The following is a 19,688-nucleotide window of genomic DNA, read 5'->3' as shown; positions in this document are numbered from 1 at the left end:
TGTACTCGCCAGTTAATAGTGCTGGCGAGGTGCTCGACGGGCCCGGCCCGTCCGAGGGCGCGATGCAGCGCCCGCAGAGCACGAGAGCACCGTCACCAGGAGGAAGGGCTTCGATGACCATTGCCGTGGCCTACAAGTGGGCAGCAAATCCCCAGGACGCATCCGTCGGCGCAGACGGGACCGTGGACTGGTCCCGCGCCAAACCTGCGGTCAGCGAGTACGACCCGGTCGCCGCGCAGGTCGGGCGGACACTCGCCGACCAGACGGGCGCCGAGCTCGTCGGGGTCTCGGTCGGCACGAGGGCGGTGTCAGGATCGATGGCCAAGAAGGCCGCCATGTCGCGCGGCTTCGACCGCGGGGTCGTCGTGGCCGACGACGCGGTCGCGGGCTGGAACCTCACTGCGGTCGCACGGGCCCTGGCCGACCTGGTCCGGACCATCGGCGATGTCGACCTGCTGCTGACCGGCGACGCGTCCATTGACGAGAACGCGAGAATGACCTCGGCCCTCGTCGCCGGCTACCTCGGCTGGCCCTGCCTCCAAGAGGTCCAGGCGGTCGAGAAGACCGACTCGGGCTGGACGGCCACCCAGTCCGTGTCCGGAGGAACTCGCGCCGTCACGGTGAACGGCCCCGCGGTCATCGCGGTGACCGCTGACGCCGCCAAGACCAAGGTGCCCGGCATGAAGGACATTCTGGCCGCGGGCAAGAAGAAGGTCGCCGTCGCCAAGGCCGGGACCCCGCCCGTGTCCGTCGAGCTGGTCGAGCGCACCCGCCCCGAGACCCGCAGCCGCAAGAACAAGATCGTCGCCGACGCCGATGAGCTCGTCGCCGTCCTGCGCACGGACGGCGTGCTCTGAGCACCAGCCGAGAAGGAACAGTCATGACCAGCACGTGGATCATCACCACCACCCCCCAGATCTCCGCACTCCTGGACCTCGCTCACCGGGCCTCGCCGACAGTCACGGCCGTGGCCGTCGGCGACGTCGCCGTCCGCGGGGCCGACTCCGTCATCTCCGTCCCGCTGCCCGACGGCACGCCCGCCGAGGCGCTCGCCCCGGCGGTCGCCGAGGTCGTCGCCGCCGCCCCCGGAGACCTCGTCCTGGCCGCCGACCGCGCCGCCGAGCGCGTGCTCGCGGGCGCCGTCGCCGCACGCCTCGACGCACCGGTGCTCACCGGCGTGACGGCCGTCGACGGCTCGACCGTGACGGTCGCCCGCTACGGGGGCATCACGGTCGAGACGGTGCGCGCGTCCGGCCCCGCCGTCGTCATCGCCGCCGGAGGCTCCGCGGCCGACGGCGAGACCGTCGCGGCCGAGGTCGCCGCGAGCTCCGAGGCCCACCCGCTGACCGTCAGCGCCGTCTCCGCCGCCGATGTCGCCGAGGTCGACCTCGGCACGGCCAAGAGGATCGTCTCGGGCGGACGCGGCTTCAAGGCCAAGGAGGAGCTCGGGCTCCTCGACGAGCTCGCCTCCGCCCTCGGCGCCGAGGTGGCCTGCTCGCGCCCGCTGGCGGAGACCGTCGACTGGATGCCCAAGTCCAGGTACGTGGGCGTCTCCGGGCAGAAGGTCAAGCCCGACATCTACGTCGCGGTGGGCATCTCCGGCCAGATGCAGCACATGGCGGGCGCCAGGGACGCTCGCACTATCGTCGCAATCAACTCCGACGGCGACGCCCCGATCTTCGCGCAGGCCGACTACGGGATCGTCGGCGACCTCCACGAGGTCCTGCCGGCGCTCACCCGGGCCCTGCGGTGACGGAGCCGGCGATGGAGGAGGACGAGGAGACATTCGACGTCATCGTGGTCGGCGGTGGCGTCGCGGGTGCGGTGTGCGCCTACCGGCTGGCGTCGGCGGGCCACGAGGTGGTCCTCATCGAGCGCGGCGACGAGCCCGGGGCGAAGAACCTCTCCGGCGGGGTCTTCTACTGCCGGGTCATGGAGCGGGTGTTCCCGGGCTTCGTCGAGCGCGCACCCGTGGAGAGGCGGATCACCCGCAACATCGTGTCCTTCCTCAACCCCACGTCGTCGGTGGACATCGACTACTGGGACCAGCGCCTGGCGGAGCCGGTCAACGCGGTATCCGTCCTGCGGGCCCACCTCGACCCCTGGCTCTCCCAGCAGTGCGAGGAGGCCGGCGTCATGGTGATGCCCGGGGTCAAGGTCGATGAGCTCATCGTCGACGGCGGCCGGGTCGTGGGCGTCAGGGCCGACGAGGACGAGCTGCGCGCCAGGGTCGTCGTGTGCGCCGACGGCGTGAACTCCTTCCTCGCCAGGGCGGCCGGGATCCGCGCCAAGGAGCCCACGAAGCACCTCGCCGTCGGGGTCAAGTCCGTCTTCCGGATCCCGCGCGAGACCCTGGAGGACCGTTTCCGCCTCACCGGGGACGAGGGCGTCGCCTACGCCATTGTCGGAGACGCCACCCAGGGCTGCGCGGGCGGCGGGTTCCTCTACACGAACACGGACTCCGTCTCCGTCGGCGTCGTCCTGAGGCTCGACGACCTGGTCTCGAAGGGCCTGAGGTCCTCCGACGTGCACGACCACTTCCTGCGCCACCCCGCGATCGCCCCGCTCCTGAAGGACGGCGAGCTGCTGGAGTACGGGTGCCACCTCACGATCGAGGACGGACCGGCGATGGTCTCCCACGACATCACTCGGCCCGGTCTCGTCATTATCGGCGACGCCGCCGGCTTCACCCTCAACACGGGGATGACGATCCGCGGAATGGACCTGGCGGCGGGCAGCGCGCTGGCCGCCGCCACGGCCGTCCACCGGGCGCTCGAGGCCGGCGACCTCTCGCAGGAGGCCCTCAGCGCCTACCGGGCCGAGCTCGACGCGTCGTTCGTCGGCAAGGACATGGCGACCTACAGGCGGGCGCCCGCGTTCCTCGAGACGAGCGCGATGTACACCCACGTGGGGCCGCTGGTCGCGGACGTCTTCCACAACGTCTTCAACCACGATCTCAGGCCGCGCCGGCGCCTCGTGCTCGCCGCGCTGGATGCAGTCCGCGCCTCCCCCCTCACGATCCCCCAGCTGATGGTGATCGCGTGGAAGGCGGTGCGATCCCTTTGAACCGCCAAGGAGCCACCACCATGAAACTGGGAACCGTCGTCGAGCGCCTGGGGCGGGACGACTTCACCACCGATGAGGAGCAGAGTCACATCAAGGTCAACCAGGAGATCGCGCGGTCCACCGGCACCGGCAAGCTGCTGGTCGCCGTGTGCCCGGCCCACGTCTACAGCGAGGAGCCGGACGGAACGATCGCGGTCGAGTACGCGGCCTGCCTCGAGTGCGGCACCTGCCTGGCCGTGGCCGCGCCCGGGGCCCTGAGCTGGCGCTATCCGCGCGGCGGCTTCGGCGTCTCCTTCCGGGAGGGCTGAGACGCGCCGGACTCGAGCCGGGGAGGGGAGCGGTCGGACGGCCGCTCCCCTCCCCACGCCCGGCGGGCCGCAGGCTAGTCCTCGCCCCCGCGGTCGCGAGGGGCCTTGTCGGCGGGCGCCGGCTCGCCGCCCGAGTACAGACTCGCGTCCCGGTAACGCGGTCGCAGCAGGTTCTCGGGGCTGAGGAGCTGGTCGAGGACCTCCTCGTCGAGCAGCCCCATCTCCAGAACCACCTCGCGCACGCTGCGGCCGCTTCGGGCGCACTCGCGTCCGACCAGGTCGCCGTTGTGGTGGCCGATGACCTCGTTGAGGTAGGTGACGATCCCGATGGAGCCCAGCACGTTGTTGCGGCAGACCTCCTCATTGGCCTCGATGCCGATGACGCACAACTCGCGCAGGGTCTTCATGGCGTGGCGCAGGAGCCGGATCGACTCGAAGGCCGCCTGCCCGATGACCGGCTCCATGACGTTGAGCTGGAGCTGACCGGCCTCGGCCGCGAAGGTCAGGGCCACGTCGTTGCCGATGACCTTGAAGCACACCTGGTTGACGACCTCGGGGATCACGGGGTTGACCTTGGCGGGCATGATCGAGGAGCCCGCCGCCCGCTCAGGCAGGCGGATCTCCCCCAGACCCGCCCGCGGCCCCGACGACAGCAGCCGCAGGTCGTTGCAGATCTTGGAGAGCTTGACCGCCAGACGCTTGATCGCCGCGTGCATGGAGACGTAGGCCCCGGTGTCGCTCGTGGCCTCGAGCAGGTTGGCCGCCCCCTTGACATTGACCCCGGTGACCTCACGCAGGTGGCGCACCGCCACCTCCTGGTACCCGGGAGGGGTATTGAGTCCGGTGCCGATGGCGGTGGCCCCGAGGTTGACCTCCAGGAGCAGGTCGGAGTTGTGGATGAGGCGCTCAACCTCCTCGTCCAGGAGCACGGCGAAGGCCTGGAACTCCTGCCCCAGGCTCATGGGCACGGCGTCCTGCAGCTGGGTGCGCCCCATCTTGAGCACGTCGGCGAACTGGCGGGACTTGCTCAGGAGGGCGTCAATGAGCTCGCACAGCTCGGCCTCGAGCCCCTGCACCGCCGCGTACAGGCCCAGGCGGAATCCCGTGGGGTAGGCGTCGTTGGTCGACTGGGACTTGTTGACGTGGTCGTTGGGGTGGACGATGTCGTAGCGGCCCTTGGCGTATCCCAGATGCTCCAGGGCGAGGTTGGCCACCACCTCGTTGGTGTTCATGTTGACGCTCGTCCCCGCCCCGCCCTGGAAGACGTCGATGGGGAACTGGTCGAGGCAGCGGCCGGCCTTCAGGATCTGGTCGCACGCCCACACGATCGCGTCGGCCACCTCCGGCGTGAGGGTGCCCAGCTCGCGGTTGGCCAGGGCGGACGCCTTCTTGACCTGGACCATGCCGCGCACGAAGCTCGGCTCGTCGCCAATGACCGCTCCGGAGAGACGGTAGTTCTCGGTGGCGCGCAGCGTATGGATCCCCCAGTAGGCCTCCAGCGGAACCTCGCGCCGCCCGAGAAGATCTTCCTCGGTACGAGTGGCTTGTGTCATCATCGCTCCTGACTCGGCGGGGTCGCCGTTCATCACCATCGATCATCACTGATCGTTCTTGACACTGCCCGCATCGGCCGGGCCTCGGCGGGGAGGCCACCGCGCGCTCGTGCCGCACCCAACACTACTCGCCCGAGGCCGGGAAGACGGCGCGTCATCGTGCCTGTCGGCACGCCGCCGGTCAGGCGTTCGGCACTCCCCGCTGACGGCTCTCGGCGCGCCAGCCCCGGGGCGACCCGGTTCGGCCCTGGGAGAGCAATCTCACTTGTGAGGGAGGCGCTCTGTACCATCCCCAGTATGGACAAGCTCAGCACCCCTGCAGTGGCTTCCCTGAGGCAGGCGCAGAACACGATCATCGAGCACTCCCTCGATCGCATCAGCGCCGCTCACCCGTGGTACCGCACGCTGCCCGAGGTGCCCAGGCGCCAGATCGAGTCCGTCGCGCGCCTGGGCGTGACCATGTTCGTCGACTCCGTCGAGTCGCCGGGCACGACCACCTCGCCGTCGCGGATCTTCAACGTGGCGCCCGCCGCGCTGACCGGCACCATCACGCTGGAGCAGACCCTGGCCCTGGTGCGCACCGTCCTGGACGTCGTCGTCGACGAGGCCCCCCGGATGGTTCCCGCCAAGGACTACAACGCCGTGCGCATCCTGGTGCTCACCTTCGGCCGTGACGTCGGCTTCGCGGCCGCCGAGGTCTACGCGCACGCCGCCGAGGCCCGCGGCGCCTGGGACGCGCGCCTGGAGTCCGTCGCCGTGGACGCCATGCTCCACGACTCCCCCGCCGACGCCGCCAGCCGTGCCGGCACCGCGGGCTGGCGCGGCACGGGGCCCGTGGTGGCCATCGCCGCCCGCACGAGCCTGGACGCCCTGGCCAGCTCGCACCTGCGGCACACCTGTCGCCAGGCCACCACCGACAGCCTGGTCTCGGTGCGGGGAGACTCCGTCATCGTGATCCTGGGCGGCCCCCCGACGACTCCGGGCGCGCGGCCGCCGAAGGACAAGGTCCAGGACCCCGAGCAGGCCATCGACAAGGTGGCCCTGGAGGTGGCGGGCAGACTCGACGGCGCCGCCGTCGTCGGCCCCGTCGTGGCCGGCATCGCCCAGGCGGGCCGCTCCCTGCGCTCGGCCCTGGCGGGGCTGCGGGCCCTGCCCGGCTGGGCGGAGGCGCCCAACCCGGTCCACGCCGATGAGCTGCTTCCCGAACGGCTTCTCGCCGGTGACGACCTGGCCGCCGAGCAGATCGCCGCCCTCGTGGGCGGGCCCCTGCACGCCATGGGCTCGCCCTTCGAGGAGACGGTGGCCACCTACCTGGCGCTGGGCGGGAGCCTGGAGGCCACCGCCCGCACCCTGTTCGTGCACGCCAACACGGTCCGCTACCGCCTGGGCCGCGTCACCGAGCAGGTCGGGTGGGACGCCACCGATCCCCGTGACGGCCTCATGCTCCACATGGCCGTCATCGTGGGCCGGCTGTCCGGGGGGACCGTCGAGTAGGGCCGACGACGGTGCGCCGGGGTCCGGGATCCTGGCCGGGCGAAAGGGGTGCGCGCCGCGTGGAGGAGGCGAACTCGCTGAGATGCGCACCGGTGGGTGACAATGAGTCCAGTCAGGCGGCGACGCGCCGCCGAACCCGAGCCGAAGGAGGTCCTCATGGCCGAGGAGACCACCGATATTCTCACCGTTATCGCTGAGATCACCGCCAAGGAGGCGGGCGTCGAGGCCTCCGCGATCAGCCGCGAGTCCAGATTTGCCGCCGACCTCGACATCGACTCCCTCGGCCTGCTCACGATCGCGACCGAGGTCGAGGAGCGCTTCGGAGTCATCCTGGACGACTCGGCGATACCTACGCTTCCGACAGTCGGCGCACTGGTTGACCTCGTGGCCGACCAGAAGGGCTGAGATGGGTCTGTCGGCAGCGATCTCCGCATCCCTGGCCCGCGAGTTCCTCGCCGTCTCCCCCGAGGGCGGCGCCGAGCTCGACCCGCGCATGGCCGTGGTGACCGGGCTGGGCACCACCAATCCCCTGGGCGGCGACGTCGCCTCCACGTGGTCAGCGCTGCGGCGGTCGCGGTGCGCGGTGCGCAGGCTCAACGGCTCATGGACCCAGGGCTTCGAGCTGCCCGCCATGATCGCGGCGCCGCTGGCCGCCGACCCCGCGCAGCAGCTGAGCCCCAAGGAGCTCCGCCGTCTGGACCGCGCCAGCCAGTGCGCCCTGCTGGCGGCGCGCGAGGCGTGGGTGCAGGCCGGTTCTCCGCGGGTCCGCGGCGAGCGGCTGGCCGTGTCGATCGCTCCGGGGATGGGGCCGGTGCTGTCCGTCATGGAGGCCTGGGACGCCCTGCGGGAGCGCGGCCCGCGGCGGGTCGCCCCCACCGCCGTCCCCGCCCTCATGCCCAACGCGCCCGCCGCGAGCGTCGGCATCGAGCTCGGGGCCCGCGCCGGCATCCACTCCCCGGCGGCGGCCTGCGCGTCCGGGGCGGAGGCCATCGCCCACGGCGCCGATCTCATCGCGCTGGGACGCGCCGACGTCGTCGTGGCCGGCGGCACCGACGCGGCGCTGCACCCCATGACGGTGGCCGCCTTCGCCGCCATGCGGGCGCTGTCGACGCGCAATGACGAGCCCGAGGCGGCGTCGCGCCCCTTCGCCGCCGACCGCGACGGCTTCGTGCTCGGCGAGGGCGCCGGCGTGCTCGTCCTGGAGTCCGTGGCGCACGCGACGGCACGGGGGGCCCGTATCCTCGCAGTCCTGGCCGGCGCCGCGGTCACGGCGGACGCCTTCGACACCGCCCGGCCCGAGCCCAGCGGGACCCAGCAGGAGCGGGCGCTGCGCCTGGCCCTGGAGCGGGCCGGCACCCGGGCCGATCAGATCGGGCTCGTCAATGCGCATGCGACGTCCACACCCATCGGGGACCAGGTCGAGGCGGAGGTCCTGGCCCGCACGCTCCCTGGCGCGCCGGTGTCGGCCACCAAGTCGGCCAGCGGCCACCTCCTCGGGGGCGCCGGCGCCCTGGAGGCGGTTCTGACGGTCATGGCCCTGCGCGACGGGTGGATGCCCCCCACGCTCCAGCCGGGAGGGATCGATCCCGCCATCGCCGGGCTCGGGCTGGACGTGGTGGGGCCCCAGGGCCGCCAGGCGCCCGGGCTGGAGACGGCGGTGAGCACCTCCTTCGGCTTCGGCGGTCACAACGTCGCTCTCGTCTTCGCCCGGTGACCCCCGGACCGGCGTCGGGCCCGACGGCCCGCCAGGTGGCCGCCGGGCCCGACATCGTCGAATCCCGCACGATCGGGAGCGTGCTCAGCCCACCCTGTGAAGCCAGCGGATCGGTGCGCCGGCGCCCGCGTAGCGGAAGGGCTCGAGCTCGTCGTCCCAGGCCTGCCCCAGGGCCAGGTCGAGCTGGCGGCGCATGGCGGCGGGCTCGTCGGCGTGGAGAAGAGCGGCGCGAATGCGGTCCTCAGGAATGACGACGTTGCCGTGCACGTCGGTCTGGGCGTGGAAGATCCCGAGGTCGGGAGTGTGCGACCAGCGGCCGCCGTCATTGCCCGGCGAGGCCTCCTCGGTGACCTCGTAGCGGAGGTTCGCCCAGCCGCGCAGGGCGCTTGTCAGCCGCGCGCCGGTGCCGACCGGGCCGACCCAGCTCGTCTCGGCGCGCATCATCCCCGGAGCAGCGGCCTGCTCGGTCCAGTCGAGATGGACGCGGACGCCGAGAACCTCGGCGGCCGCCCACTCAATGTGCGGGCACAGCGCTCGGGGCGCAGAGTGCACGAAAAGTACACCGCGGGTGAAAGCACCGTTCACGATGAATCGCCTCCTGGTCGTTTCGAGATTCGCCTTCCCCAACGGTCTCGACACGTCCCGGAGCACAGCGTGACGCACGCGGCGTGCAGGAACATATTGCCAGACGAAGACGGCTGGGTCCAGGAAGGCGCGCGCCACCCGGCACCGCGAGCCCCACGACGTCGTGGCACCCCCGGGGGCGGCCGGCCCTGCGGACCCGCTCCGAGGGGCAGAGCCCGCCCGGCGTCAGCTCAGCGGCGGAAGATCCTCCCAGGCGCGGCGCGGCGGCACCGCCTCGTCGTCTGGGGCATCCTCCTCGTCATCCAGCTCATCGACGCCCGTGAGAGCGACATGCGGCACGTCCCCGCCGTCCCTGTCGCTTCCGCCGTCCGCCGCACCGGCGCTCACGTCCTCGGCGGCGTCTCCAGCGCCGTCCTCGTCGGCGGCATCATCCCCCTCGCCAGGGTCCGGGTCGCCACCGGGCACAGGATCCGGCGCCATCATGCTCTGCCAGATAGCATCCTCGCCCCGGTCGAGCACACTCTCAGCGGCATCGGGCGCCGGCACGGATCCGACGTCGATCAGGGCGCGAAGCGCCTGAAGGTCGGCAGGCCCCTCGGCGCCCGGGGCCCCCTCGTCGCGACCCGCGCCGTCGGCACCGGGCTCGGCCCCGGCCTCCGAGCCGGCATCGGCAGCATCGGCGGGCTCGTCGGCACCGGCGGCCCGCTCGCCGCCAGCGACCTGCGGCCCGCCGTCCGCGGCGCCATCGGCGCTCGCCGTGGCGGAGGCGTCGTCATCGGGCACTCCGCCGTCGGCCCTTCCGGCGCCCGCCGTCTCGTCCTCGGCGGCCCCGAGCCCGGCGAGCGCGTCCCGGTCGTCCCCCTCGGCGGTCTCGCCATCGTTGTCGCCCGCGCTCCCGGCACTCGGCACATCCCGTGACGCGGCCTCGTCGGGCGTGGCGGCGTGCTCGCCGTGGGTCACCGGGTCCTTCTGGACGTCAATGCCCTCGGGGATCACGGCGTCGACCATGCGCCGCACGGCGGCGGCGGTCAGAGGGTACTGCGGGGGTCGGACGTCGAAACCGCGGCTCTGCTCGGCGTCCCACACGCCGACGCCGTCGACGCCTGCGGCCGCGCACGCCTTCTGCAGGCGGGCGATCCAGTCGGCCATCTCGTCGTCGGGTCGCTCCTGGGCGTCACGGCCCGTCTCCTCCAGGATGAGCGGCTTGCCCAGCGCATGAGCGTAGCGGGTGAGCATCGGCAGCGCGTTGAGGGAGTCCTGGTCGTAGGCGTGGGTCGTGCACACGTCGACCTCGACCAGGCTGTACACGGCCGTGATGTCCAGGCCGGCGTCGGTGCCGTTGCCGTCGGCCGTGTGGTGGACGAAGCCCGCGGCCGCCAGGGGCCGGTCGACGGTGGCGCGCCGCACCAGTCGGGCCAGGCGCTGGTAGAAGGCGATGAGGTCCTCGGCGCTCTCGGCCCTCTCATTGGGATCCTCGCCCCAGTCCACGCGGGGCTCACTGGGCAGCGAGATGTAGACGACGTGCTCGCTGGTACCGTAGGTGTCCCCGGTCGGGAACGGCCGGGTGAGCAGCGACGTGACATAGGGCGCCCAGTCGAAGTCGGTGCGGTAGGGGTTGCGGCCGGCCCGGACCGCCGCGTCCCGGATGAAGGACAGGTCCAGGACGACTCCCATGCCGGCGTCCACGGCGGCGCGCGCTCTGGAGTCCATCTCCTCGTACCTGTCATCGGGGTCGCTCAGGCAGTCCTCGAGGCTGGTCTGGACGACGTCGGTCAGGCGCATGACGGTCACGCCCAGGTCCTGGGCGCGGGCGACCCACTCGTCGGCGTCCTGCGTCCCGTGGGCGGAGGCGATGACGAGCTTGCGGCCCTCGAAGCGGTCAGGACCATCCCGCGGGGGGCGGTCAGGACCTGCGTGGGCCGAGTTCTCAGTGATCGGAGCGGCAGGGGCTTCGGGTGTTGGCGTAGCGGTCATCGGAGTGATCGTAACGGTTAGAGCACGCCGATGGCGGGAACATGCCGGATTCCCGCCATGAGCGTGGCGTCACGCCCCGTCTGCGGCCCGGCGGAGCGCTCAGGCACACGGAAGCCCGGCCCTCGGGCCGGGCTTCGAGGCGCTCCCGCGATTGGACTCGAACCAATAACCGTCCGATTAACAGTCGGATGCTCTGCCATTGAGCTACGCGGGAATCGCGCTCTGGCGCGAGGTGAACTCTAGCAACCGCGCGCCACCGCGTCGAATCAGCGACTGGTCCGCATTCAGCACGATCGCACGCATAGGTCAGGGTGTGGGCAGCCCCACACCGTCGCGGACGCGGCTCTCCAGGGCGAGGAGGGCGTCGACGTCGTCGGCGTCGAGCGCCTGGTCCTCACGGCCCCCGCCGTCCAGCGGCGGGTCGGTGACCGAGTAGAGAGAGCCGTCGGCGCGGCGGCGGATGCTGGCCGTGGCGCGCCGACCGCTGGGCAGGGTGTCGGTGGCGTGGTGGACGATGGCGGCGTTGACCCGATGCCGCAGGGCGGCGGCGAAGGCCCGCTCATCGACCGCCGGCCCGCTCCCGCGCCCGGCGACGGCGACCTGCTCGGGCACGGTCAGCACCAGCGGCTCGCCGTCGTGGAGGAGCTCGAGGGTGAAGGCGCGCTCCTGGGCGTCCCAGCTCCCGTGGGTCACGCTGTCCCAGCCGTGGCGCGCCTCGACGACGACGCCGTCGAGGACCACCAGGTGCTCGACGGTGGCCACGGCCCAGCGCCGCCCGTCCCCGTCAAGGGGGACGGCGCCCAGCACCTGCTCCCGGCCGGGGACCAGAGCGGCCAGGCGGGAGGGCAGGGCGGCGCTGGTGGAACGACGGCGGAGCAGGCGCATGGCCGCAAGGCTACCGGGCGGCCGGCCCCACGCACGTCCGCGAAGGGTCTCGGCGGGTCCTTCGTGCGAGGATGAGCCCATGGCATACCGTGACATCCGTATTATCGGCGATCCCATCCTGCGCACGCAGTGCGAGTGGATCACGGACATCGACGACTCCGTCAGGGCGCTCGTTGAGGACCTGCTCGAGACCGTCGACGAGGACGGCCGCGCGGGGCTGGCGGCCAACCAGATCGGCGTGGGGATGCGCGCCTTCTCCTGGAACATCGACGGCCGGATCGGCTACATCCTCAACCCGAGGATCGACGAGCTGGACTTCGACGAGCACCAGGACGGTGACGAGGGCTGCCTGTCCGTGCCGGGCCTGTGGTACCCGACCAGGCGCGCGTGGTATGCCCGCGCCGTGGGCATCGACCTGGACGGCAAGGAGGTGGTCGTCGAGGGCGAGGAGCTCATGGGCCGCTGCATCCAGCACGAGTGCGACCACCTTGAAGGGCACCTGTACCTGGACCGCCTCGATCGCAGGAACCGGGCGAGGGCCATGAGGGAGCTGCGCGCCCAGGGGCTGTGAGCGCCTAGGCCTCGGAGCCGGGATCCGGCGCCGCGTCGCCGGTCCGACCGCGGGGGCCCTCGGGGCCGGCGGCCGCGGAGGACGGGGCGGGGCGACCGGGCGCTGCGCCGCCCATGGCCTGCATCGCCTGCGTCTGCTTCTGCTCGCGCTTGCGGTTGGCTGCACGCTGAGCACTCACGAGCAGCCAGACGATGAGCGCCAGGACGAGAAGCCGTCCGACGACAGCGCCCGTCGTGCGAGCCGGGTCACCGGTGCGGCTCAGCTCCGGGCGATACATCTGCACCGCCAGGCTGTTGAGGAGACCGAGGGCCAGGACTGATGCGAGGATGCGTTTGAACCAGATCATGTGCCTCTTCACTCACTCAGGAATCGCAGGACGGTCAGAGTCGATGGGGCCGTCGCACCCGATGCGCACAGCCTAGGCACCGCCCCGTGATATGTCGAGCCTCACATCCGGGGCCGTCCTCCCCACCGCGACCGAATCGTTCGGCAGCACCGGCGTGCGCTTCTACGGCGAGGTGGAAGAGCTTCTGCGGCTGCCCGCACTGAGCCTTCCGGACCCCGGTGCGCGGGCTACGCCCGAGGCGGCGGCCGAGGGGGCTGCGCAGGGCGTGGGGGCTGGGCGAGATGCAGGGAGGCGGACCTCTTCGCCGCCGGGCACCTCATGCCGCGCTCGCTCCTCCGCGCCTCGGTGGGTGCCTCGCCGTCGTTGGACACGGTGCTGGTCTTCAAGGCCGCCACCGGGGTCTCCGCAATAGCGACCGCGCGCGGTCTTCGACGCGGGCCGCCCGTCCGCATCGACCACCCCCGCACTTCCGCAACGGGACCTAGCACCTGACGCCCTGCCGTGCGCCGCGACTCTTCAAAAAGGTGGCTCCCGGGGGGCCCGAAGAGTCCCGGAGGGCTGACGGAGGCCCGGCGGCGGTCCCCGGCCCCTTGGACCGATCTCGACGCGGAATACGACCGATCTCGGCGAAAGGAAGCCGCGGGCCCGCCGAGATCGCGCTCACGAGTCAGCGACCGGAGCCTCGACGCCTCACCCAGGCGAGGACGATGATGACCAGGAAGACGACCAGAGTGACGATCGACGCGGCCGACCACAGAATGTTCGAGGACTTGACATTGAGTGCGAGGATCTCGTGGAACGAGTCGGGGAGGCCCAGGCCCTCGTGGAGGGAGCCCGGGATATCGAAGTGGCCGGAGGCGAACAGCAGCAGGTTGCTGGAGACGATGTAGGACAGCATGCTGCACGCGAACCAGTTCATCGCCACTCCGATCGCGCTGCGGAGCAGGTAGCGCCTGCCGAGCCTGTCGAAGATCCTCAGTAGCGGGGCCTGAGCCAAAAGCGAGAGGAATCCCGCCGAGTACCACACGTAGACGAAGACCACGGCGATCGATCTTTCGACGCCCCCGATGAGGAGGGGGATGATCAGGGCCAGCGGGAGCAGGAGGCACGCGATAAAGGAAAAGCTGGTGAGAACGGTCATCAGCTCATCCTTCAGAGCCCCCTTGCGCGTCCTCCTCGGCTGACGATCTCCGCCCTCCTCGTCCTCGTCCCCAGCGCCCTGCGCCTGCACGGGCGGGGACTCCTGCGACGGGGCTGCCCCGGGCGGCTCCGGCTGGAAGGCCCCGCCGCTGTCGCCGGCGGGAGCGGCCGTCTCGGCCTGGGCGCGCTCAGCCGCCTGGCGTGTGATGCTCGTGTGGATCGCGGCCAGCCTCACCAGCAGGTCCTGGGCTGTGGGGCGCTGGTGCGGGTCGGGGTCCAGCATCTCCACGATGAGGTCGCCGAGGTCCCCGGTGCAGGAGGGCGGCGGGTAGTCGCCCTTGGTGATCTCCAGCAGGAGGGCGGCCGCCGTGTCCGCCACGAAAGGCGGCTGCCCGGAGACGCACTCGTACATCACCGCCCCCAGGGCGTAGACGTCGGACGCCGGTGTCGCCTTCTCCCCGCGGACGACCTCCGGCGCCATGTAGGGCAGCGTCCCGATCACGGTCCCGGTCGCGGTCAGCGAGGTGGACTGGTCCAGGGAGGAGGCGATCCCGAAGTCCAGGAGGACCGCCGCCCCGGAGGCGTGGATCATGATGTTGCTGGGCTTGACGTCCCGGTGGCAGATGCCCAGGGAGTGGGCCTCGCTCAGGGAGCTGCTGACTCCCTGGATGATCGACACGACGTCGGCGACGCCCATGCTCCCGCGGCGCAGCCGGTCGCTCAGGGACTCACCCGTGATCACGGGCATGACGATGTAGACGTAGTGGTCGTCGTCGTCCCTGCCGGTATCCAGGATGCGCACGGTGTGCGGGTCGGTCAGGCTCTGAAGGGTCTGGATCTCGCGCGTCGCCCTGCGGGCCTTGCGAGGATCCTCCTCGAAGTCCACCACCTTGACCGCGACCTCGCGCCCCGTGACGAGGTCCTGGCAGCGCCACACGGACGCCTGACCGCCCGAGCCCAGCCTGCGCTCAAGACGGTAGCGTTCGCAGATCGTCATCCCGGTTCTCATCGTTTGGATTCCAACCTCGGTCTCTCGCTGGGTTCAGGTGGGGCGGACCGACATCGGCGCCAGCTCTCTGCGCGATTGTGCCACGTCCGTGATGTGCGACGACGCCTCGGGCGCCGCCTCCCGCAACGGCCATCGCCATGCGCCCGTTTCCGCGGAAACGCCCCGGCGAGTGCCGGACGGGAACACCGTGACAGCGGGATCAGTCCCGGTAGACGACACGGCGGTGGCCGATCTCGACGGCCAGCACGACCAGCTCTGCGTCCCGGATGTCGCACAGGACCCGGTGGTCGCCGATCCGGTACCTCCAGCACCCGCTCTGGCCGCCCGCCAGCCCCTTGCCGCGTGCGCGGGGGGCACTGGTGCCGTCGATGTTCTTGTTCAGCCACGCCACGATGACCCGGGCGGCCCCCGGGTCAAGCCTGGAGAGCTGGTCGTCGGCGCGCCGGGAGTACAGGAGCCGGTAGCTCATAGGTACTTGCGGGCCATCTCGTCCGCAGTGCGCACCTGCGGATCGGCGTCGAGCTCGGTCCTCGCCTCGCACCACGCCTGCAGATCCGTCTCGTCCTCGATGCGCTGGAGGGCGGCGGTCCTCATGAACTCGGAGAGGCTCTGACCGAAGGTAGAGGCGTAGTCCTGGATGATCGCCTTCTCCCGCGCATCCAGGCGCAGCGTGATCGATGCCGTGCCCATGAGACCCCCTTCTGTCGTAAGACATTGTAAGACGCCCTGAGGAGCGGGTCCATCACGCCTCCGTGAGGGTCCGTGTCACGGCGTCGGCCATGAGACGGCCGCGCAGAGTCAGCACCAGGCGACCGTCCAGGGCGGCCTCCGTCTCCAGGAGGCCGCCGGCGACGAGCTCGGTCACCACCGCCAGCAGGCGCTTCAGGGGGCCCGTCGGCCCGTCAGGCCCCGCCCGCGGCGCGTCGTCGTCGGCCCCCGCCCGGGCGAAGGACTCGACCGCCAGCCCCTGGCGCAGCCGGATCCCGAGCATGACCCGCTCCAGCTCGCGGGCCGCAGCGTCGATGACCTCGTGCCCGGCCACCGGCAGCCGTCCGTCGCGCACCCGCCCGGCCCATGCCACCGGGTGCCTGGTGTTCCACATCCGCACATCGCCCAGGTGCGAGTGCGCGCCCGGGCCCGCCCCCCACCAGTCCCAGTCGTGCCAGTAGGCCATGTTGTGGCGGCACTCGAAGCCGGGCCTGGCCCAGTTGGAGATCTCGTACCACCGGTAGCCGGCCCCGGCCAGGGCGGCGTCGGCCATCTCGTACTTCGCGGCCTCATCATCGTCCTCGGGCATCGGCAGCTCGCCGCGGCGCACCTGGGCCCACATCCTCGTGCCCTCCTCGATCACCAGCGCGTAGGCGCTCAGATGGTCCGGGCCGATCTCCACCGCCGCATCCAGGCTCCGCCGCCAGTCCTCCATCGACTCCCCCGGCGCCCCGTAGATGAGGTCCAGGCTCGTGGCCAGACCCGCCCGGCGGGCCCAGCGGACCACCAGCGGCACCCGCTCCGGCCGGTGGGTGCGGTCCAGCACCTTCAGCACGTGCGGCACCGCCGACTGCATGCCGAAGGACACCCTCGTGAAGCCGGCCTCCGCCAGCGCCTCCAGGTACCGCTCGTCCACGGTCTCCGGATTGGCCTCCGTCGTCACCTCCGCGTCCTCGGCCAGGCCCCAGGTCCGCCGCACCAGGGCGACCATGCTCGCCAGGTCACCGGCCGGCAGCACGGTCGGGGTCCCCCCGCCCAGGAACACGGTCCGCACCTCCCGCTCGGGCAGACCCGCCCGGTCCATGGCGGCGCGCGCCAGGCGCAGCTCGCCGGCCAGGGTGCTCCTATAGTCCGACGCCGACGCCCCGCCCCCCAGGGACAGGTTCGTGTAGGTGTTGAAGTCGCAGTAGCCGCACCGCACCCGGCAGTACGGCACGTGCAGGTACACCGAGAACGGGCGGGCGCCCGCCTTCCCTGGGCCGGGTGCGGCCTGCGGCGCCCGACGCACCTGCTCCGGCAGCTCCCCCGCGCCCGGCAGGGGCGCCCCATCGGGTTGGGCGGGGCTCACCGGGGGACGGACCCGGCGGAGCCGTTGGACCCGGCGGACTCGGCCTCGAGGAGCCGGTCGACCGCGTTCACGGCGATATCCAGGCGCCGTGCGAAGGAGCCGTTGACCTCCACGACCTCGACGCCGTGCTTGGCCAGCAGGGCGCGCAGCCCCGCGTCGGCCTCCTCGCGCTCCTCGCCGAACACCCGGGTGCCGTCATCGACCCACGGCACGTCCGGCGACAGGTAGAGGACCAGGTCGTAGTCCTGCAGGCGGGCGATCTCGTCGATAATGCGCTGGTGGAAGCCCTCGTAGAGCCCGGAGTAGTTCTGGGCGACCAGGGCCTCGGTGTCCACGAACAGCACCTTGCGGGCGCGCGTCCGGGCCTCGTAGACCGCGAGGTACTGGGACATGGCGATGCGCGGGTAGTCCTCCAGGAGGGTGTCGTTGTCCCCGACCTGGTCCAGCAGGGACCGCTTGTACTCGCTGACGTACTCGGTGTTGTAGTACATGGCCAGGTTGCGGGCCAGAACCGTCTTCCCGGTGGACTCCGGGCCCATGAGCACGACCTTCTTGACCATGAAGGCGCGCACGACTGTGGGCATCATCTCCCAGTGGCGCAGGGCGCCCTCGGCGCGGATCCGGGCCGAGGAGACCGGGTGGAGCCGGTGGTCCGGCTCTATCAGCACGCGCTCGGCGCCGGGGTAGAGCTCGTCGGAGGCGGCGTCGTCCTCGGCCCCGGTGGAGAACACGTGCGTGATCGAGGCGCCGACGCCCTGGGTGATCGCGCGCGCCCCCTCGGCCCGGTCGGCGGCCTCGTCGCCGGTGCGGGGGTGGTGCACGGCGTGGACCCGTATGTGGGGGTGGTCGCGGAAGATGGCGCGCAGCCACCGCTCCCGGTACCGGGAGGGGAAGAAGTGCAGGCGCGCGTTGCGGTAGAGGTGGTCCCACTCCCAGGCGTCGTCGGTGGCCACGACGACGTGCAGCGCATCGACCATGGTCGATGCGCGCACAATGGCGGCGACGTGGCCGCAGTGAAGCGGCGAGAACCTGTCCGCCAGGACGCCGACGCTAGCCACGGGTCGTCTCCCTCGCGGTCGGCCGGGGGATGCGCCCGGCGCCGTCGGTGGTGGTGCTCATCATCGCAGGAAGGTCCTCTCCTCGGCTCCGTCACGTGCGTCCTGCTCAGCGCTCTCGCGCTGAAGGATCTGGAGCAGCGGCTCGCGCAGCTCGGGACGCCACGGCATGTTGGTGCGCACGGCGCACAGATCCCGGACGGTGCGCCCGGCGCGGATGCCCTTGTCCTCGAAGCGGGTCATCGCCCGCCCGGCGAAGCGCTCCGACCAGCCCCCGCGCACGCCCGCCGGGGACCCCGGGTCCGGCCCGTTGCCCAGGCTCCCCTCGACGGCGGTCTCGGCGCCCAGCTCCGGGCGGGCACCGGCGTCGTCGTAGCGGAAGTAGGGCTCGGTCATGTCCGGCTCGATGCCCGCGGGCAGGGCGGAGACGGCCTCGAGGACGTCGCGCATCTGCCAGGCGTAGTCCGCCCAGTCGGTGGCGAGCCGCCACACGCCGCCGGGGCGCAGCACCCGGGCGACGGAGTCGGCGAAGGCCGCGCTGACCAGGCGCCGCTTGCGGTGGCGGGGCTTGCGCCACGGGTCGGGGAAGAAGACCCACGCCTCGCTCACCGAGCTCACCGGCAGGGCGGTGGCGAGCAGCTGGGAGGCGTCGGCGGGCGCGACCCGCAGGTTGTGCAGGCCCAGTTCGGCCGCCCCCCGCACAAGCTTGGCGATCGCGGTCTCCCACACCTCGACGGCCAGGTGGTCGATGCCCGGGTGCGCGGCGGCGTGCGGGAGAATCGCCTCCCCGCCGCCGGAGCCGACCTCGACGATGAGCGGGCGCATCTGGCCGGGGTGGGCGAAGGCCGCCTCGGGATCCAGGCGGAAGGAGCCGGCGACGGTCCGGATGGCGTCGGCCCGCGGGATGTTCAGGACGTAGCGGCCGCCGTACTTCGTCAGGGCGCGCGCCTGGCCGTCTGTCAGGCGTCCGCCGGCCCTGGAGAAGGAGCGCACGCGGGAGTGGATGGCGTGGGACCGGGCGGGGTGCTTCTGGATCATGGTTCGTCCTGCCGGCCCTCAGCCGACCTGCTCGTGGGCGGCCGCCCGGACGTACTTCTTGGTGTAGGGCGCGATGACGCAGTTGCCGAAGATCTCGGAGCTCAGCAGGGCCTGGGCGTCGCGCGGGTCGTGGTGGGCGAACCAGCGCGTACAGGTCACGCGGTGGCCCGGGGAGGAGACGACCCGGACCTCGTCGCCGGTGCGCACCGCGCCCTCGGACAGGACCGACAGGTAGACGCCCACCCGGGCCCTCGCCGAGAAGACCTCGACCCAGTCGGCGCGGCCCACTCCTCGGGCGAAGGTGGGGCAGGGGTTGCGCACGCCGGTGACGCGCACCCGCACTCCGCCTGCCGCCGGGTCGCCGAGGGAGAGGATCGCGCCCAGCTCGACGTCGTCGATGCCGCCCAGAGCGCCGGGGACGATGAGGATGTTCTCCCCCAGCCTCCCGGGCTCGACCCCGCCGAGCACCCGGCTCCAGTGCGCCTGCTCGGCGGCGTCCATGACGTAGAGGGCCTTGGACTCCCCGCCGTGGCGGACCCGGTCGCCGTGGGCGTCGCCGACCAGGCCGGTGCGGGTGACCTCGACCGGCCCGTCGGCTCCATCGGCTACAGCCTTGCCGATGGCGGACCGCCCCGCCTCGCCGGCGTCGGGGCGCATGCGCGTCGCCACGCAGACCGCTCCGAGCACCCCGACCAGGTCGCCGTCGTGGAAGGGCGAGGGCTCGTCGGCGTGCCGCCCGTCGGCTCCGGCGTGCGGCAGGCCCAGGTCCCGAGCCAGTGGCAGGTCGCCCAGGCTCGCGCCGTCGTCGTTCATGGCTGCCTCCAGGGTCCCGGAGGTCACCGGGACGCCGTTGATCTGCTGGTCGGTCATGGTTCCTCCACGTGGTCCGCGGGC

20 protein-coding genes and 1 tRNA gene are annotated in these 19,688 nt (G+C 72.0%); 8 read left to right on the top strand and 13 right to left on the bottom strand.

Annotated elements, in window-relative coordinates:
* Positions 1-113 precede the first annotated feature (113 nt).
* The 4 genes from AIF0345_RS07285 to AIF0345_RS07270 are packed head-to-tail and all read left to right on the top strand — an operon-like array spanning position 114 to position 3,374.
* Positions 114-857 carry an electron transfer flavoprotein subunit beta/FixA family protein gene (locus AIF0345_RS07285; protein ID WP_043559145.1) on the top strand — a complete coding sequence of 248 codons (744 nt, stop codon included), beginning with the start codon at positions 114-116 and terminating at the stop codon, positions 855-857.
* A gap of 23 nt (positions 858-880) precedes the next feature.
* Positions 881-1,753, top strand: a complete 873-nt coding sequence (locus AIF0345_RS07280) for an electron transfer flavoprotein subunit alpha/FixB family protein (RefSeq protein ID WP_268917010.1) — start codon at positions 881-883, stop codon at positions 1,751-1,753.
* A gap of 11 nt (positions 1,754-1,764) precedes the next feature.
* Positions 1,765-3,066 (top strand): FAD-dependent oxidoreductase, encoded by a 1,302-nt coding sequence (locus tag AIF0345_RS07275; protein ID WP_268917011.1) that lies wholly within the window; start codon positions 1,765-1,767, stop codon positions 3,064-3,066.
* A gap of 20 nt (positions 3,067-3,086) precedes the next feature.
* On the top strand, positions 3,087-3,374 hold the full coding sequence (locus AIF0345_RS07270; RefSeq protein WP_043559153.1) for a ferredoxin family protein: 288 nt from the start codon (positions 3,087-3,089) through the stop codon (positions 3,372-3,374).
* Positions 3,375-3,448: 74 nt separating this feature from the next.
* Here the strand turns inward: AIF0345_RS07270 and aspA are convergent, their stop codons facing one another.
* On the bottom strand, positions 3,449-4,927 hold the full coding sequence (gene aspA, locus AIF0345_RS07265; RefSeq protein WP_285297904.1) for an aspartate ammonia-lyase: 1,479 nt from the start codon (positions 4,925-4,927) through the stop codon (positions 3,449-3,451).
* Between the two features lie 297 nt (positions 4,928-5,224).
* Between aspA and AIF0345_RS07260 the strand changes: the two genes are divergently transcribed.
* From AIF0345_RS07260 to AIF0345_RS07250, 3 genes are all read left to right on the top strand, one after another.
* On the top strand, positions 5,225-6,421 hold the full coding sequence (locus AIF0345_RS07260; RefSeq protein ID WP_043559156.1) for a PucR family transcriptional regulator: 1,197 nt from the start codon (positions 5,225-5,227) through the stop codon (positions 6,419-6,421).
* 156 nt (positions 6,422-6,577) lie between these two features.
* A complete protein-coding gene (locus AIF0345_RS07255; protein ID WP_268917014.1) occupies positions 6,578-6,826 on the top strand; it encodes an acyl carrier protein in 249 nt (82 codons plus the stop codon).
* Position 6,827: 1 nt separating this feature from the next.
* Entirely contained in the window at positions 6,828-8,135 is a 1,308-nt protein-coding gene (locus tag AIF0345_RS07250) for a beta-ketoacyl-[acyl-carrier-protein] synthase family protein (protein WP_285297772.1), read from the top strand.
* 84 nt (positions 8,136-8,219) lie between these two features.
* Here the strand turns inward: AIF0345_RS07250 and AIF0345_RS07245 are convergent, their stop codons facing one another.
* From AIF0345_RS07245 to AIF0345_RS07230, 4 genes are all read right to left on the bottom strand, one after another.
* A complete protein-coding gene (locus AIF0345_RS07245; protein WP_043559165.1) occupies positions 8,220-8,720 on the bottom strand; it encodes a DUF3145 domain-containing protein in 501 nt (166 codons plus the stop codon).
* A gap of 225 nt (positions 8,721-8,945) precedes the next feature.
* Positions 8,946-10,694 carry a hypothetical protein gene (locus AIF0345_RS07240; protein WP_285297771.1) on the bottom strand — a complete coding sequence of 583 codons (1,749 nt, stop codon included), beginning with the start codon at positions 10,692-10,694 and terminating at the stop codon, positions 8,946-8,948.
* Between the two features lie 142 nt (positions 10,695-10,836).
* Positions 10,837-10,908: transfer RNA gene (locus tag AIF0345_RS07235), tRNA-Asn, on the bottom strand.
* A gap of 92 nt (positions 10,909-11,000) precedes the next feature.
* Positions 11,001-11,579 (bottom strand): hypothetical protein, encoded by a 579-nt coding sequence (locus AIF0345_RS07230; protein ID WP_285297770.1) that lies wholly within the window; start codon positions 11,577-11,579, stop codon positions 11,001-11,003.
* Between the two features lie 79 nt (positions 11,580-11,658).
* Between AIF0345_RS07230 and AIF0345_RS07225 the strand changes: the two genes are divergently transcribed.
* Positions 11,659-12,150, top strand: coding sequence for a peptide deformylase (locus AIF0345_RS07225; RefSeq protein ID WP_043559175.1), 492 nt, complete (start codon positions 11,659-11,661; stop codon positions 12,148-12,150).
* 4 nt (positions 12,151-12,154) lie between these two features.
* Here AIF0345_RS07225 and AIF0345_RS07220 read toward each other — a convergent pair whose 3' ends face one another.
* The 8 genes from AIF0345_RS07220 to AIF0345_RS07185 all read right to left on the bottom strand — a co-directional run bounded on the left by AIF0345_RS07220 (position 12,155) and on the right by AIF0345_RS07185 (position 19,664).
* Positions 12,155-12,496, bottom strand: coding sequence for a hypothetical protein (locus AIF0345_RS07220; protein ID WP_285297769.1), 342 nt, complete (start codon positions 12,494-12,496; stop codon positions 12,155-12,157).
* A gap of 667 nt (positions 12,497-13,163) precedes the next feature.
* The gene (locus tag AIF0345_RS07215; RefSeq protein ID WP_285297768.1) at positions 13,164-14,633 is read right to left on the bottom strand and encodes a serine/threonine-protein kinase; all 1,470 of its coding nucleotides are present in this window, start codon (positions 14,631-14,633) and stop codon (positions 13,164-13,166) included.
* Between the two features lie 211 nt (positions 14,634-14,844).
* Positions 14,845-15,114, bottom strand: a complete 270-nt coding sequence (locus AIF0345_RS07210) for a type II toxin-antitoxin system RelE family toxin (RefSeq protein ID WP_043559178.1) — start codon at positions 15,112-15,114, stop codon at positions 14,845-14,847.
* A complete protein-coding gene (relB, locus tag AIF0345_RS07205; RefSeq protein ID WP_043559181.1) occupies positions 15,111-15,335 on the bottom strand; it encodes a type II toxin-antitoxin system RelB family antitoxin in 225 nt (74 codons plus the stop codon). Before relB ends, AIF0345_RS07210 begins: the two co-directional genes overlap by 4 nt.
* Before the next feature lie 52 nt (positions 15,336-15,387).
* A complete protein-coding gene (gene hemW, locus AIF0345_RS07200) occupies positions 15,388-16,701 on the bottom strand; it encodes a radical SAM family heme chaperone HemW (RefSeq protein WP_285297767.1) in 1,314 nt (437 codons plus the stop codon).
* Positions 16,698-17,759, bottom strand: coding sequence for an AAA family ATPase (locus AIF0345_RS07195; RefSeq protein WP_043559183.1), 1,062 nt, complete (start codon positions 17,757-17,759; stop codon positions 16,698-16,700). The genes hemW and AIF0345_RS07195 overlap by 4 nt, the downstream gene beginning before the upstream one ends.
* Before the next feature lie 60 nt (positions 17,760-17,819).
* A complete protein-coding gene (gene trmB, locus AIF0345_RS07190) occupies positions 17,820-18,794 on the bottom strand; it encodes a tRNA (guanosine(46)-N7)-methyltransferase TrmB (RefSeq protein WP_043559186.1) in 975 nt (324 codons plus the stop codon).
* 18 nt (positions 18,795-18,812) lie between these two features.
* Complete coding sequence (locus tag AIF0345_RS07185; protein ID WP_268917023.1) at positions 18,813-19,664, bottom strand: MOSC domain-containing protein; 852 nt, start codon at positions 19,662-19,664, stop codon at positions 18,813-18,815.
* Between the last annotated feature and the right edge of the window lie 24 nt (positions 19,665-19,688).

Origin of the sequence: Actinomyces israelii (assembly GCF_030253495.1) — a bacterium.
Classification (GTDB): Bacteria; Actinomycetota; Actinomycetes; order Actinomycetales; family Actinomycetaceae; genus Actinomyces; species Actinomyces israelii.
Note: the sequence above shows the minus strand (reverse complement) of the source record. Positions and strands in the feature narration are given on the sequence as shown.